Below are 15,740 nucleotides of genomic sequence, written 5' to 3'. Positions count from 1 at the left end.
CTGCGCAAACAGCAAGAGGCCTGGACAGAAGAGACGCTGAAAAAGTCCATGGCACGCCTGCCGGAGCGTAAATCGGAGTTCGTCACCACTTCTTCTGAGCCGATCGAGCGGCTGTATACCCCGCTGGACGTGGCCGGGCTGGACTACGCCCAGGACCTGGGCAACCCCGGCGAGTACCCCTTCACGCGCGGGGTGCACCCCACCCTGCACCGCAGCAAGCTGTGGACCATGCGTATGTTCGCCGGCTTCGGCTCCGCCGAAGAGACCAACCAGCGCTTCAAGTATTTGCTGAGCCAGGGGCAGACCGGGCTTTCGGTGGCCTTTGACTTGGCCACGCTGATGGGCTATGACACCGACCAGCCGGAGGCGGAGGGCGAGTTCGGCGTGTGCGGCGTGGCGGTGTCTTCGCTCAAGGATATGGAGATCCTGTTCAGCGATATCCCACTCGACAAGGTGTCCACCAGCATGACCATCAACAGCCCGGCGGCGATCATCTGGGCCATGTACATTGCAGCCGCTGAGAAGCAAGGCGTGCGCCCGGAGCAGCTGCGCGGCACGCTGCAGAATGACATCTTGAAGGAATACATCGCCCAGAAGGAATACATCTTCCCGCCCGAGCCTTCGATGCGCCTGGTGACCGACACGATCGAGTACGCCGCGCAGCACCTGCCGCAATGGAACCCGGTGAGCATCTCCGGCTACCACATCCGCGAGGCGGGCAGCACCGCGGCGCAAGAGCTGGCCTTCACCCTGGCCGACGGGCTGGAGTACGTGCGCTGGGCGCTGGAGCGCGGGCTGGACATCGACGATTTCGCCCCGCGGCTGAGCTTCTTCTTCAACGCGCACAACGACTTCTTCGAGGAGATCGCCAAATACCGCGCCGCCCGGCGCATTTGGGCGCGGCAGATGCGCGAGGTGTTCGGCGCCAAGGACCCGCGCAGCTGGCTGATGCGCTTCCATACGCAGACCGCCGGCGTGTCGCTGACCGCGCAGCAGCCGGAGAACAACGTGGTGCGCGTGGCGATCCAGGCGCTGGCCGCGGTGCTGGGGGGCACCAACAGCCTGCACACCAACAGTATGGACGAGGCGCTGGCGCTGCCCAGCGAGCACGCGGTGACCGTGGCGCTGCGCACGCAGCAGATCATCGCCGAGGAGTCCGGCGTGACCAACACAGTGGACCCCCTGGGCGGCAGCTTCTTTGTGGAGGCGCAGACCGACCGCATGGAGCAGCAAGCGCTGGACTACTTCCGCCAGATCGAGGAGATGGGCGGCGTGCTGCCGGCCATTGAGCGCGGCTTCTTCCAGGCCGAGATCGCCGATGCGGCCTACCGCTACCAGCGCGAGATCGACAGCGGCGAGCGGCGCATTGTGGGCGTGAACGCCTACCAGGACGAGGGCGGCTACCAGATCCCCATCCTGGAGATGGACCCGGAGGGGGAGCGCCGCCAGGTGGCCCGCCTGCGCCAGCTGCGCGCCGAGCGCGACCCCGGCGCGCTGGGGCAGGCGCTGGACCGGCTGCGGCTGGCCTGCCAGGGCACGCAGAACACGATGCCCGCGCTGCTGGACGCAGTGCGCGCCTACGCCACGCTGGGCGAGATCATGTCGCTGATGAAAGAGGAGTTCGGCGTGTACGAGGAGAGCGTGGAAATTTAGCCAACCAAAAAGCGGTAGGCCTAGCCAACCCAAAAGCGGTTGGCTTAGCAGTTCACTGCAGGCAATTTCTGTCCAACAGCTTGAAAAAGATATATTAACGCGATGGGGGGCAGGGGTTTTAATACAACTTTGGGCCGGCAATGGCTTGACGGCAATTGACCTAGACAGCATTTATCCCTCTCGGTTTGATACGCGTCATCTGCGTTTTCCAGCACACGGTGTGCAGCAAAGCCGTGCAAGTTGTAACAATACTATTGGGGGGAGCGGGCGTGTCAAGCCAGGTATTACATTTGACAGAGAGCCGCCCCGAATGCGGATTTGTGGTTCACAAATTTTGCCCCAAGCAGTATTAAAGCATGGGCAGGTATATGCAGCATGAAGACTCCAGTTGAAGTCAAGCCACAAGTAATATTATTTTCCTTTTAAACAGTAGTCTGCTTTACAGGGAATCGCTCTTTAGAAAGTTAATAATTTTGTCAATCGATCCATCTGGGTCTTTTTTGTACGAATGCTCCCATAAAACAAAAACATCCCAGCCCATTTGACGCAATTTTCGAATTACTTTTCTATCGCGTTTTCGATTTTGTCTCAGCTTATTAATCCAAAATTCGTTAGGGAGTACATTTTCCCAGCTGGGCAGTCGCCAGCCATGCCAAAAGTCACTATGCAGAAAAACCGCTTTGCGAGATCTCGGCAAAGCTATGTCAGGCTTACCAATTACTCGGGTGTAATGAGTTTGGAAATAAATACGCTTATTTTTTAGTTTTTTGAATATCTTTTGCTCGAAGCCAGTCATAGATGAGCGAATCCTGCTCATATTTCTGCTTCTTTGTTCCTTGGTCAACTTATCCATGTTACAAAGTTCGGGAAGCACGTATAGCATCTTTAATTGCAACAGCTTGCTTCTGAACGAATTTAGGGGGCAAGGCATTACCAATCATAATAGCAGCACCGTTCTTACCTTTTTCGAGAGAAAAATAATAATCCTTCGGGAAAGATTGAAAAATAGCTGCTTCACGCAATGTTATTGCCCTATGTTGTGTTGGGTGGAGGAAGCGGCCTTTGGATGGGTTATTGCATCCACTCGTAATAGTTGGGGCCACGTTATCCCAAGACATTCGCCCGTAGACATCCTTGAATCCATTAGGAGATTTTTTGTGACAAGGCAAATGATACTCCTCAGGTAAATCTGACCGACTCCCTCCATCTCTTGGAACTTTTTTTATCATTTTCACGGTGTGTGGAGCGCGCTGTTCTTTTATATCGTGCAGCGGATCTCCACTTTCACCCGGTAGAGGCAAATCGCCAATACTTGCCCGTACAGTAACTGCTTCCACTTCCTTTTCAGGCATTTTTATTTCACCCACCCTGCTACCAATGAAAATCATTCTTCTGCGACGCTGTGGAACTCCAAAGTCTGCGGTGTTAAGGATCATCGGTGTTCCACTAAAGGTATAACCGAGCTTCCGCAGACTCCGAGTGAACCTTACCAATCTTTCTTTTTTAGCAAGTGCAGGAACATTTTCCAACAAGACCACTTTTGGTTTCAATTCCTCAACAAGTCTTAGAAAATCAAAAATAAGATCATTGCGTTCATCACGCGGTCTTTTCTTGCCGTTTAGCGTCCTTATAGATGAAAACCCTTGGCAAGGGGGACAACCCGCCAAAACATCTAATTCCCCTTCCCGCAATTTTAAAGCTTTCAGGATATCTTCACCGCTAACTTGCCGGACATCCTGCTGCCAGACTTCAACTTCGGGGTGATTAACTCTGTAAGTATCTACTGCCAATTGATCAACTTCAACAGCAGCAATAACTCTAAAGCCTGCTTGTTTCAGACCCAGAGTCATTCCGCCCGCTCCTGAAAAAACATCAATCGCAATGAGCGGCTTTCTGACTAAGAGTAAATTTTTTATTCTACCTATCAAAGCTAAAAGCCAACGCATAGTTACCTTCTGGAAATCTGATTTGTGGCCACCAAACAGCTTCGCCGCGGTCGTTCTCATTAATTCTGTAGATGAACAAAGTTGGGGCATCAGAAGGAACAAGACCTTCTTCTCCGCCCGTTAAGAAACCTTGTGTCTCGCGCCTTGGTTCGTTGAGGTTTCTCCCAGTTCTCACACGAAGGTAAGCTCTATTTCCCCTGAGGGTCTTGAGTTTGTCAAGTGCAACCTCCAAAGTTTGAATATCCCACATTTCCGCACCCTCATCGGGATCATGCTTACACTTGTTGATGATTTCCTTTATGAAATCTATTGTCGACGGGTGGTATTCATTCCGATCATCAAATGGCAACAATTCTTGGTCAAGCCAATCCCTGTCTTTGGCTATTTCCTTATTCCGTAAGGGGTAACGGGGATTGCAATATCCACCAGCAACATATACCCCTATTGCATTCGGATCCAGAACATTTCCTCGGGTAGGCCGGAGGGGTGAAGAAATATAAATTCCCTCAAACTTGCCCTCCGGATACCTGGAAACAAGGTCTCGCAAAGCCTTTTCCATTTGGTGAATAATGCGAAAGTGATCGGCCAATTTTTTAGGCAAGAATAGTCTGGTAATTCCCAAATGCTTACCGCGATAACCATACATCCGGGCATGCTGCAAAACCGTATCTGCGTTGGGAGATTTGGGATTCCTTCCGTAATAACTTGTTATAAGATTTGGAATAGTAACGCCGCGCCCCAGCTTGTTACCGCCAACAAAAATGCTATATACGTGATCCAACGATATAGCCGAATCTGAAGTCGAGTTGATGGTTTTTATGCTGGCGCCTGGTAAGAGGAACTTTATCCGATCCACCAATACTTCAAAATCGGGTAATTCTCCTTCTGTTTCCTCGATATCGGCATAAGCAGCACCTATTTCCTCTCGCATCCTTTCATGAGCAGGCGTTCCAGGATTATTAAGTGCATTCATCACCTCTTCACGAAAAGCATCAATCACTGTCACAACATTTTCATGATCAACCCGGGTATGACTTATATGTACAAGAAAGGCGAAGGCGTCAGAACTTTGCGCCAAATTTCTTGTTGTTGCTCCTACAAGAAAACTCAAAAATGCTCTACGCATTCCCCTCGGGATAGCGGTTGTAGCATGAGGCTGATGTCCTGATTTCAACTGCTCCGTTTCCTCCAAAGGCACATAAACAAGGAACTTTGATGCATCTTCAAAGAAAGCCTCTCCCCCAACATATCCAAAGCCGGGTTCACTTAAAACCGTGAATGATGGTCTATAAAAACCGTCAGGTCTCTGTAAAAAAAGTGCTTGGGGGGTTGCAGTTACTTGAAGATAAGTATTGGCCTGAAAAAAGCTTCGCAAATCTGTTATCAGGTTATTTATCCTACTGAGTTCATTTGTCCTTTGTATTGCATTAAACCGAGCTTTTGTATTTAGGCTAGCCTGATCCGCTTCATCGTCAATAATCATTGTGGCTAATCCGCGTGCTCCTTTGGCCCCGACCTTTTTAAATGCCTCCAATAGGCTACTCAGGTGGTTAGCGTTTTTAGAGCAAACAATCGCGAACGGAGAAGTCCGCAAATATCTTTCAAATTTTTGATAATCATTCCAATCCGCTTTTCCTAAAACAGCTAATCCCCTTAACTGACTTCGGATACGTTGTAATGTTTGATCATAAAGCGGATTAATATCTGAAGTTAAGATTATTATGCATTTGAATCCATTGTCGGCAGCCATAGCTGCCGTGACCGTAATTATGCTCGTCTTGCCACTCTGAATAAGTCCGTAAAGCAGGCCATAACTTGGATCGACAGCTCCAGCTACCGGGTCAACAGAAAGCTCCAATATTCTTCTTGCTCTTCCAACAATAGCTTCCAGGGAGCCTTCAGCTTGTATCTCTTCTGCTAGAACGCTCAAGGCCTCTTTAGTATGCTGACCATCTTCAATAACAAATCTAGTTTGAGGTTGCATATTCTTCCCCTAACATCTCAATTCCAGTCACCGGTTCAAAGAGGAGAGCGGGCCAACGCCTTAGGGATATCTTCCTCTTCCATTCACCTGTTGTTCCCCAAACAGAATAGCTTCGATTGTGTTTGCGGCCGGCGGCAATCCGACCAGCTTGCCCACCAAGTAATTCTTTTGCTTCGCTCCAACCTAAGCCGCAAATACCATCACCTCCACATATAAGGCCCAGGAAAGCCTCTCCATACTCCTCCTGCATAAGATTGTTGTGCAAAACATCTTCTGCATCGAATGAAAACTCCCACGGTGAGCGGGATTTAGTAGAGTACTTAAGGAAGACAAAAATCGCATCATTGACTAAATACCCCTGCTGGCCCCGCTTTTTTATCGAATAGCACCTGGGGTCATCCACGACGCGAACAAGCGCAGCCCCGTGATAATACTCAAATTTATCGATCATATTAAGTTTTTGTCCTCCAGCTTGACCTGTGACACCTCACTACCAGCAGCGGCCATTTGCATTACTCTTTTAGCCTATCTACCCGTCCCGACTACGCTCCCACTCACGCTCACGCATTAGAGTCTCCAGTGCGTTGCCACCCTTGAGAGACCCACGCAATTGCTCAAGGTACCCATCTGTTATAGACTGGCGAGCCGAGCGGATATCTGCAGCCAGCTCATCTTCAGGAACGTCCGCGTTTAATCGAGCCAGGCGATCCTGCGTTTTTTGAAAGCGAAGCGATATTTCAAGCCGGTGCAGGCGCTCGTATTCCTCGGTCGCCAGCAGTACAGCCACAGGCTTGCCGCGGCGGGTAAGCGTAATAGGCCCTTCGCCCAGCTTGGACAGCAGGATAGAAAGGCGCCTGTGCGCTTCAGTCAAGGATATGCGCCTCATCCGCCAAGTATATACGGAAGTACTTAATAACAAACCCCCCGATTTTACGCCAACTCTTAGAACGCGAGCATCTTCGCCATCTCGTAGTATTCCAGGTTGGCTTCGCGCTGGCGGCTGACGACGTCGGCCAGCGGCACCAGGTCGATGTCCCGGCCGCGCAGGCCGACCATCACGTTGCTGTAGCCCGCCAGCAGGGCGTCCACGGCTTTGACACCCAGGCGGGTGGCCAGCAGGCGGTCGAAAGCGCTGGGGCGCCCGCCGCGCTGGATGTGGCCGAGGATGGTCATGCGCGTGCTGAAACCGACACCCAGCTCCTCAAGGTGCTGGGCCAGCTCGGCGACTTTGATATTGGCCCCTTCTGAGACGACCACGATCGAGTGGGTCTTGCCGCGCTGGTAAGCGCCCACCAGCGCCTCAGCCACCTTCTCGATGGTGCTGGGCGCCTCGGGGATCAGGATCACCTCAGCGCCGCCGATCACGCCCGCCATCAGCGCCAGGTAGCCGCAGTTGCGTCCCATGGTCTCGACCAGGAAAGCGCGGCGGTGGGAAGAGGCGGTGTCACGCAGCTTGTCGATGGCGTCACACAGGGTGTTGAGGGCGGTATCCACGCCGATGGCCATGTTGGTGCCCCACATGTCGTTGTCGATGCTGCCGGGGATGCCCACCACCGGCACGCCGCGCTCGGCCAGCGCCAGGCCGCCGCGCATTGAGCCGTCGCCACCGATGACGATCAGGCCGTCGATCTCGTGCTGGCGCAGGGCCTGCAGGGCGGCCCGCTGGCCGGCCTCTTCGTACATTTCCGGCGAGCGGGCGGTGCCCAGCATGGTGCCGCCGCGTTGGATAATGCCGCCCACCTGGCGCGCCTCCAGCACTTCAAAGCTACCGTTCAGCAGCCCGGCATAGCCGTCACGGATGCCGATGACCTCGCAGTCGTTGAACAGCCCGGTGCGCACCACGGCGCGGATGCAGGGGTTCATGCCCGGCGCATCGCCGCCAGAGGTCAGCACCCCTATGCGTTTGATCTTGGCGCTCATCCTAGGCACAGTTTACTGCAAGGTGATGGTTTCGACGCGGAAATTGCTCCCGCCCAGCATGGTCTCCAACCGGGCGATCAGTTCGTCGCCCAGGTCGGTGGTGTCGTTGGGGAAGTCGAGCAGGTAACTGCTGCGGCCCTCAAAGACCTGGAAGGCAAAGCGGTCCCCGCCTGGGTAGCTGATGATGGCGCCGTGGATGCGGCGAATGGCGAGGATGTCGCGGTGCTTGTCGCCGGTGCTGCGGATGTAGACCGTCAGCATCTTGGGCGTACTGTCGCCTTCTGCCCGTGCGGCCGGAGCGGGTTTGCCCGCGCCGGGGCGCACAATGGCCGGGGCCACCGGCAGCGCCTCGGGCGGCTGGGTGGCCACGCTCAGCCCGCCAACCGCGATCTCAGGGGCATCGGCCTCCCGGGCTGGCAGGTCAGCCGGCGGCTGCTTAGCCGCCGGTTCAGGCGCCCGCGTCCGGCTCAGCGAAGGTGCCGGCTCAATAAAGGCGGCAAAGTCTGGGGCGTCATCCACGCGTTCCTCTGCCTGAGAGGCGCTGGCCTGCCCCTCCGGCTCGGTAGGCAGTTCGGGCTGGCGCTCGTCCCGCTCTGGCGGGGCGGTGTTGCCCACCAAGGGGAAATGATCTTCGACCGAGAGCTCCCAGCCCGGCGGGAAGGACTCTGGGGGTTCTGGCATGGCGCCCAGGTCAAAATCTTCCGGGGCGTCCAGCAGGCTGGACGGCTCGGCGGGGTCCGGCTCGCGCAGCGCCGGGGCCGGTGCGACCGGCCGCGGGCTGGGCGGGTAGGACAGCGGGGCATCCGCCATGGGGGTGGTGATGTTCAGGTTGGTGTCCACTTTGTCCACCAGCAGCTTGGTCTCGCCGCTCTGCGGGTCCAGCTTGCCTTCCATCACCAGCACTTTGTCGTTCTGCACCAGGTTGCCGAACTTCTCCCACACCCCCGGGAAGACGATCGTGTCGATGGTGCCGAAGGGATCTTCAATAGTCACAAAGGCCATCATCTTGCCGCGCTTGGTGGCGAAGCTGCGCCAGCTTTTGACCATGCCGGCCACGCGTACGCGCTCTTCACCTTCCAGCATGGCCAGCTCGCTGGAGAAGTGCGTGACGACTTCCTTGAGCTGCGGCAGGAGCGGGTTGAGCGGGTGGTCGGAGACGTACAGACCGATCAGCTCACGCTCCCAGTTCAGCCGTTCGCGGCGGGTGGCTTCTTCCTCTTCCGGCCGCGGGGCGGCCAGCACGATTTGCGGGCCGGCCACCACATCGCCGCCAAACAGGCTCATCTGGCCCACTTCCCTGGCATGGAACAGGTCGGCGCTCATCGAAACCACCTGCTCCAGGATCTCGAGCATGGCATGGCGGTTGCCGAAGGCGTCCAGCGCGCCGGACTTGATCAGGCTCTCCAGGGCGCGCTTGCCCACCTGGCGCAGGTCGACCCGCTCGCCAAAGTCCACCAGATCTTTGAAAGGCGCGTCCCCGCGCCCGGTCAGGATGGCGTTGACCGGGCCATGGCCCACATTCTTGATGGCGCCCAGGCCGAAGCGGATGGCGGTCTTCTCGCCGTCCTGCTGGATCGAGAAGTCCCAATGGCTGTAGTTGACGTCCGGCGGCAGCACTTCAATATCCATGCGGCGGCAGTCTTGGGCGTAATAGGCGACCTTGTCCGTATCGGTCAGCGTCACTGACAGCACGGCGGTCATGTACTCCACCGGGTAATGCGCCTTGAGGTAGGCGGTTTGCACAGCCAGCACGCCGTAGTCGGCGGCGTGCGCTTTGTTAAAGCCGTAGCGGGCAAAGTTTTCCCAATCCGAGAAGATTTCTTCGGCGGTCTTTTCGGCGATACCTTGCTTGGTGGCGCCGCGCACAAACTGCTTGCGGTGCTTTTTCAGCTTGTTTTCGATCTTCTTGGCAATCGCTTTGCGCAGGTCATCCGCCTCGGAGGCGGAGTAGCCCGCCACCTGCATCACCGCCGACATGAGCTGCTCTTGGTAGACGGGGATGCCGTACGTCTCGGCGAAAATGCTCTCCATGGCCGGATGCGCGTAGCTCACCGGTTCCTTGCCGTGCATGCGGTTGATGTAGGTCGGGATGAAGTCCATCGGCCCGGGGCGGAACAGCGCCACCATGGCCACGGCATTTTCCAGCGCCTGGGGCTTCATCGCCATCATCCAACGGCGCATACCGGCGCCTTCAAACTGGAAGACGCCGGCGGTTTCGCCGCGGCCCAGCAGTTCGTAGGTCTGCGGGTCGTCCAGCGGAATGTTGTTCAGGTCGTATTGCTGGCCGTGACGCTGCGCGATCAGTTGGCAGGCCCGCTCCATAATGGTCAGGGTCGATAAACCCAGGAAGTCGACCTTGAGCAGGCCCAGCGAATCCAGCGTGGTCATTTCGAACTGGGTCAGCTGTTTGATCGGCGTGTCATCGGCGTTGTTGCCGGTCGGCCGGTTGAGCGGCACATATTCGATGATGGGCCGGTCGGAGATCACTACGCCGGCGGCGTGGGTGCCCGCCCCGCGGATCACGCCTTCCATCTGCTGGGCGGTGTCGATCAGCTCTTTGGCCTGCGAATTGGTGTTGTACTCGCGGGCAAAGTCCGGGATGGTCTCCAGCGCCTCGGCGATGGAGACCGGCTTGCCGGGGATGTTGGGGATCATCTTGGCGATGCGATCTACTTCGGTCAGCGGCACGTCCAGGACGCGGCCCACATCGCGCACCGCGGCGCGCGCCTTGAGCTTGTTGAAGGTGATGATGGCGGCCACCATGTCGTCGCCGTAGCGCTGGCGGCAGTACTCCAGCATCAGGTGGCGGCGGTCGTCCTGGAAGTCCAGGTCGATATCGGGCATGCTGATGCGGTCCCGATTGAGGAAGCGCTCAAAGATCAGGTTGTGCTCCAGCGGGTCCACCAGGGTGATGTCCAGGGCGTAAGCCACGATGGAGCCGGCGGCCGAGCCGCGGGCGTTGTACCAAATGTTCTTCTGCTTGGCGAAGCGGCACAAATCCCAGACGATCAGGAAATACGGCGCAAAGCCCATGCCGATGATGGTGCCAAGTTCATGTTCCAACCGCTGGCGCACTTCCTCGCTGTGCGCCCGGCCGGGATAACGCCGCTCCAGGCCTTCTTCGCACAGCATGCGCAGGTAGCTTTCGGTGTCGTAGCCCTCGGGCACGTCGAACTGCGGCAGGTGATAGCCTTCCGGCGTCAGGTCCACCTGGCAGCGCTCGGCGATGCGCACGGTGTTCAGCAGGGCGCCTTCGTGCCCGGCGAACAGGCGGCGCATCTCTTCCTCGCTGCGCAGGTAATACTCACTGCCAGACATGCGCATACGGCGGGCTTCGCCGTAGCGGCTGCCGGTTTGCACGCAGAGCAGGATGTCCTGCAGGCGCGCATCTTCCGGGCGGATGTAATGCACGTCGTTGGTGGCGACGAAGTTGGCTTCGTAATAGGCGCCCAGGTCTTGCAGGACGTTGTTGACCGTTTTCAATTCGTCAATCGGATGGTTCTGCAGCTCGAAATAGAAGTTGTGCGGGCCGAAGACCTGGTAATACCAGTCGATCTGGCGGCGGGCATCGTCCAAATTCTCGCGGATAATCGCCCGTGGGATCTCTGCCGACAGGCAGCCGGTGGTGGCGATCAGTCCCTTGGCATGCTCGGCCAAGAAGTCATGGTCAATGCGCGGGTAATGGTAAAAGCCGTCCAGCTGCGCCCGGGAGGCAATTTTGAGCAGGTTCTGGTAGCCCTCCTGCGTTTCGGCCAGCAGCAGCAAATGGCTGGAGCGCTTGTCCAGTTCGCTGTCGCGGTCGCCCATGCCGCGCGCCGCCATGTAGGCTTCCATGCCGATCACTGGATGGATCTCGGCGTCCTTGGCCGCGTTAAAAAAGTCGATGACGCCGTACATGGCGCCATGGTCGGTGATGGCCAGGTGCTGCATGCCCATCTCTTTGGCCTGCTTCACCAGTTCCGGGATTTTGCTAAATCCGTCGAGTAGCGAGTACTCTGTGTGAACGTGAAGGTGGGCGAAAGACATGGTTGTTTTCTTTTTTAGGAGACCTTACCGAGGAACAAAAGAGATTATAGCATCCGGGCCTGACGCACACTTTGCGCCAAGCTTAAAAGAGCTGATATTTTAAGCTTGTCTGCATGGAATCACGCGCCATTCAATGAAAAAGCCCGCATGCTATAATCGCCGCCGGAGCAAAAAGCCGCATGTTAAAACGAATTTCAAAGCTAATCGGGGGGGACCCGAACAAACAAACAGTGCTCGCCTACAGCGAGATGGTCAACTTCATCAACGGTCTGGAAGCTGAATACGAAGCCCTTTCAGATGAGGCGCTGCGCGCCAAAACCGAAGAGTTCCGCGCCCGGCTGAGCCAGGGACAGAGCCTGGAAGAGCTGCTGGCCGAGGCTTTTGCCACGGTGCGCGAAGCCAGCAAGCGCACCCTGGGCCTGCGCCACTTTGATGTCCAGTTGATGGGCGGCATGGCCCTGCACCAGGGCAAGATCGCCGAAATGCGCACCGGCGAGGGCAAAACCCTCGTAGCTACCCTGCCCCTCTATTTAAATGCGCTCACCGGCAAAGGCGTGCACCTGATCACGGTCAACGATTACCTCGCCCGCCGCGATGCGCGCTGGATGGCGCCGATCTTCGATTTCCTCGGCCTGAAAGTAGGCGTGCTGCAGATGGGTTCCGGCGGCGACAGTTCGCGCTACGCCTATATGGTCAACCTGAGCAAAGAATCGCCGCACGAAGACCAGCACCAGCTGGACCAGGTGCCGCGCGCCCAAGCCTATGCCGCCGATATTACCTACGGCACCAACAACGAATTCGGCTTCGACTACCTGCGCGACAACATGCGCATGCAGCCGGAAGAAGGCGTGCAGCGCGGCCATTACTTTGCCGTGATCGACGAAGTGGACAATGTGCTGGTGGATGAAGCGCGCACGCCGCTGATCATTTCCGGCCCGGCCCATGACGAAGCCGAGCATTACAAGCGCGTGGCGGATGTGGTCAAACGGCTGAACCCGGAAGACTACGAAGTCGACGAGAAGAACCGCAGCGTAAACCTGACCGAGATCGGCGAAGCCCACATTGAGCAGCTGCTGGGGACGCCGCTGCGCGACCCGGAGCGCCCCGAAGACATCAGCCCGGAACAAGCCCGCTTGCTGGGCTTTGTGGAGCAAGGCCTGCGCGCCCAACTGCTCTTCAAGCGCAACAAGGACTACCTGGTACAGGGCGGCCAGGTGGTGATCATCGACGAGTTCACCGGCCGCCTGATGCCCGGCCGCCGCTGGTCCGACGGCCTGCACCAGGCGGTGGAGGCCAAAGAGGGCGTCAAGATCCAGGCGGAGAACGTTACCTACGCCACGATCACCATCCAAAACTACTTCCGCATGTACGAGAAGCTGGCCGGCATGACCGGTACGGCGCTGACCGAAGCCGAAGAGTTCGACAACATTTATAAGCTGGACGTGGTGGCGCTGCCGCAGAACGTGGAATACAACGCTGACCGCCCCGACTCGGAACTGGAAGTCGTCGAAGCCAAGGACGAGTCCGGTTACAAGGTCATCTACTACGCGCACAAAAGCGACGCCGACAAGCTGCCCGCCCTGTGGAAGCGCCAAGACTATCCTGACGTGGTCTACCGCAGCGTGGAAGCCAAGATCCGCGCGATCATCAAAGAGATCATTGCCATCCACGTCACCGGCCGGCCGATCCTGCTGGGCACCACATCGGTGGAAAGCTCTGACATGCTCTCTGGCCGGCTGCGGGCCGAGGCGGTGCAGCGCCAATTGCAGATCATGCTGCTGCGCGCCCTGTGGCTGGAGAAAAACGACAAAGACGACGACGGCTTCATCATCCCTGAACTGCAAAGCCTGGCGGAGCCGTTGGAAAAGATCAACAGCGGCGATCTGCGCCAGCGCGCCCGCGAGCTGGGCGTGGACCTGAACCTGCAAAGTGAGCAGAACCTGGCGCACTTGATCAGCCTGCTGGGCCTGGCGCCGGAAGATACGCCGCGCCTGGCCGCCGTGCTGCGCAACGGAGTGCCCCACTCGGTGCTCAACGCCCGCAAGCACACCGAAGAGAGCCAGATCATCGCCGGGGCCGGGGCCTTCGGCGCAGTGACCATCGCCACCAACATGGCCGGCCGCGGCGTGGACATCAAGCTGGGCGGCGAGATCGCCGAAGAGGTGCTCTCCGCCGTCAGCCGCGTGCTGCGCAAGTCCGGCGTGGGCGAAACCTCCGACATGACCATTGAGCAGCAGCGTGATGCCCTGCTGCAGCTCAAGCCGGAAGACTACGGTATCTACAAAGCCGAGGTCGAATACTTCCTCAAGTCCGTGGAGGAAATGGCCAAGGTCAAAGAGCTGGGCGGCCTGCACGTGATTGGCAGCGAACGCCACGAAGCCCGGCGGATTGACAACCAGCTGCGCGGCCGCGCCGGCCGCCAGGGCGACCCCGGCTCCTCCCGCTTTTACCTCTCACTGCAAGACGACCTGATGCGCTTGTTTGGCGGCGCGCAAGTGGAAGCCATGATGGAGCGCATGCGCATGGATGACTCCGTGCCGCTGGAATATGGCCTGGTCTCGCGCATTATCGAACAATCGCAAACCCGGGTGGAAGGCGCCAACTTCGACGCCCGCAAGCACCTGCTGGAATACGACGACGTGCTCAATACCCAGCGCGCCACGGTCTACGCCCAGCGCGAGCGCATCATGACCAAGGAAGACCTGGTGGACGATGTGCTGGAAATGCTGCAAGAGGAAGTGCACCAGCGCGTGCCCGCCGCCCTGGACGACCCCGAAGGGCCGTGGAAGCTGCTGGCCTGGCTGGAACAGATTCAGCCCAGCCTGGTCGTAAACCAGGTGATCGTGCCTTCCTACACCGTGCAGTTGCTGATGGATGAACTCAAGCGCAAAGGCGGCTCCGCCCAAAGCGGCCTGGTGCAGATCGCCTCGAACGCTTTGACGGCCGAAGAAGAGCATTTGCAGCGCGGCTTGGAAGCGCTGCTGGAGCAAAGCGAAGAGCGCCTGGACCAGCAAATGAATGACCTGGGCGAGACGATTGACACCTTCCTGCAAGGCATCCGCATGGACGAAGAGGGCCAGCCGCGCTCGGCGGCCGACCTGGCGCGCGAAGCCAGCACGCTTTTGCGTGTGCCGCTCCAACTGAGCAAGGAAGAGCAGCAAAGCCTGCAGCTGGCCGACAGCGCCGCTTCCGACGTGCTCTACAGCCGGGCGGAGGAAAGCCTGCGCGAGCAGGCCGTATTGCGCGTGCTGGGGGCTTTGGAACGCCGCCTGGAAACTGAACTGGGCCTAAAAGCCGAGGAGCTGGCCAGCAGTGACTGGGCCCCGCTGGGTGAAAGCCTGGCGGCCCGAGTCCGCGCGGAATTCGCCGCCCGCCGCCAGCGCCTGCTGGGCGACAACGGCGAGGGCCAGATCGCCCGCGAGGTTGCCGCGGCCCTGCAGAGCGCAGGGGATAACCCCAGCGACGAGCAGCTGCTGCGCATCCTGCTCAGCCTGCCCGAAACGCAGGTGGCCGCTTTTGACAAGCGCACCCACAAGCAGGTGCAGCAGCGCCAGCGCCGCCTGACCTTTACCCACTATGCCGCCCAGTTCCTGGAAGGTTTGAAACCGGAACAGGTCACCGACAACGTGCTGGCCCACCTGCAGCAGGCCCAGGCCGCGCTGCAGACCATCTGGGGCCGGGCCGCCTGGGACAGCATTGCCGCCAACGGGGCCGAGGCGCTCAACGCCACCGGCAAGGCCGCCCTGGAAGCCGCCGTGGGGGCAGAGGCTTTGCAGAACCTGAACGGCCAAGCATTAAGCAGCCTAGACGAGGCCACCAAACAAAAGGCCATCCACACGCTGGGCAAGCGTTCCATCAGCGAAAACTATCGCCAGCTCTTGCTGCGCGTCTTCACCGAACTTTGGGTGGATTACCTGACCCGCATGGAAGCCCTGCGCATTGCGGTGCGCCTGGAATCCTACGCCCAGCGCGACCCGCTGGTGGAATACAAGGCCAAGGCTTACCAGATGTTCCAGGAACTGTTTGCCGACATGCGCAGCAGCATGGTCAACCGCATGTTCGTCTTCCAACCGGCCAGCGTGGGGCCGGCCCAGCCGCCCAGCCGTCCGGCGCCTGCCGCGCCAGCCCGCAACCAGCCGGCCGCCAGCGCCAACGGCGGCAGCGAGAAAAGCGGCAAGCGCAAGCGCCGCCGCGGCAAGAAGGGCTAGGCC

General features: G+C 58.2%; 9 protein-coding genes. 2 read left to right on the top strand and 7 right to left on the bottom strand.

Features of this window, described 5'->3' with window-relative positions; translation table 11 throughout:
- The first annotated feature begins 48 nt into the window (after positions 1-48).
- Positions 49-1,653: a methylmalonyl-CoA mutase family protein gene (locus KF885_06940; GenBank protein MBX3048891.1), complete on the top strand. Its 1,605-nt coding sequence runs from the start codon at positions 49-51 to the stop codon at positions 1,651-1,653.
- Between the two features lie 439 nt (positions 1,654-2,092).
- Here the strand turns inward: KF885_06940 and KF885_06935 are convergent, their stop codons facing one another.
- The 7 genes from KF885_06935 to KF885_06905 form a co-directional block, all read right to left on the bottom strand.
- Entirely contained in the window at positions 2,093-2,497 is a 405-nt protein-coding gene (locus KF885_06935; protein MBX3048890.1) for a very short patch repair endonuclease, read from the bottom strand.
- A 10-nt stretch (positions 2,498-2,507) separates the two neighbouring features.
- Positions 2,508-3,599: a DNA cytosine methyltransferase gene (locus tag KF885_06930; GenBank protein MBX3048889.1), complete on the bottom strand. Its 1,092-nt coding sequence runs from the start codon at positions 3,597-3,599 to the stop codon at positions 2,508-2,510.
- Positions 3,571-5,583 (bottom strand): hypothetical protein, encoded by a 2,013-nt coding sequence (locus KF885_06925; GenBank protein MBX3048888.1) that lies wholly within the window; start codon positions 5,581-5,583, stop codon positions 3,571-3,573. The genes KF885_06930 and KF885_06925 overlap by 29 nt, the downstream gene beginning before the upstream one ends.
- Complete coding sequence (locus KF885_06920; GenBank protein MBX3048887.1) at positions 5,567-6,034, bottom strand: hypothetical protein; 468 nt, start codon at positions 6,032-6,034, stop codon at positions 5,567-5,569. The genes KF885_06925 and KF885_06920 overlap by 17 nt, the downstream gene beginning before the upstream one ends.
- Before the next feature lie 78 nt (positions 6,035-6,112).
- A complete protein-coding gene (locus tag KF885_06915; GenBank protein MBX3048886.1) occupies positions 6,113-6,454 on the bottom strand; it encodes a type II toxin-antitoxin system Phd/YefM family antitoxin in 342 nt (113 codons plus the stop codon).
- 71 nt (positions 6,455-6,525) lie between these two features.
- A complete protein-coding gene (gene pfkA / locus KF885_06910; GenBank protein ID MBX3048885.1) occupies positions 6,526-7,503 on the bottom strand; it encodes a 6-phosphofructokinase in 978 nt (325 codons plus the stop codon).
- Between the two features lie 12 nt (positions 7,504-7,515).
- On the bottom strand, positions 7,516-11,529 hold the full coding sequence (locus tag KF885_06905; protein ID MBX3048884.1) for a DNA polymerase III subunit alpha: 4,014 nt from the start codon (positions 11,527-11,529) through the stop codon (positions 7,516-7,518).
- Between the two features lie 230 nt (positions 11,530-11,759).
- Between KF885_06905 and KF885_06900 the strand changes: the two genes are divergently transcribed.
- On the top strand, positions 11,760-15,737 hold the full coding sequence (locus tag KF885_06900; GenBank protein MBX3048883.1) for a hypothetical protein: 3,978 nt from the start codon (positions 11,760-11,762) through the stop codon (positions 15,735-15,737).
- Positions 15,738-15,740: the final 3 nt, after the last annotated feature.

Source organism: Anaerolineales bacterium (genome assembly GCA_019637805.1).
In the GTDB taxonomy this organism is placed as follows: Bacteria; Chloroflexota; Anaerolineae; order Anaerolineales; family UBA11579; genus JAMCZK01.
The sequence above is the reverse complement of the archived record's forward strand: the minus strand, read 5'-3'. Positions and strand labels throughout refer to the sequence as shown.

Excerpts from the sequence above, each read along its gene's own strand:
- pfkA (MBX3048885.1), bottom strand. The coding sequence starts at position 7,503 with ATGAGCGCCAAGATCAAACGCATAGGGGTGCTGACCTCTGGCGGCGAT.
- KF885_06930 (MBX3048889.1), bottom strand. The coding sequence starts at position 3,599 with ATGCGTTGGCTTTTAGCTTTGATAGGTAGAATAAAAAATTTACTCTTA.
- KF885_06940 (MBX3048891.1), top strand. The coding sequence starts at position 49 with ATGGCACGCCTGCCGGAGCGTAAATCGGAGTTCGTCACCACTTCTTCT.
- KF885_06920 (MBX3048887.1), bottom strand. The coding sequence starts at position 6,034 with ATGATCGATAAATTTGAGTATTATCACGGGGCTGCGCTTGTTCGCGTC.
- KF885_06905 (MBX3048884.1), bottom strand. The coding sequence starts at position 11,529 with ATGTCTTTCGCCCACCTTCACGTTCACACAGAGTACTCGCTACTCGAC.
- KF885_06925 (MBX3048888.1), bottom strand. The coding sequence starts at position 5,583 with ATGCAACCTCAAACTAGATTTGTTATTGAAGATGGTCAGCATACTAAA.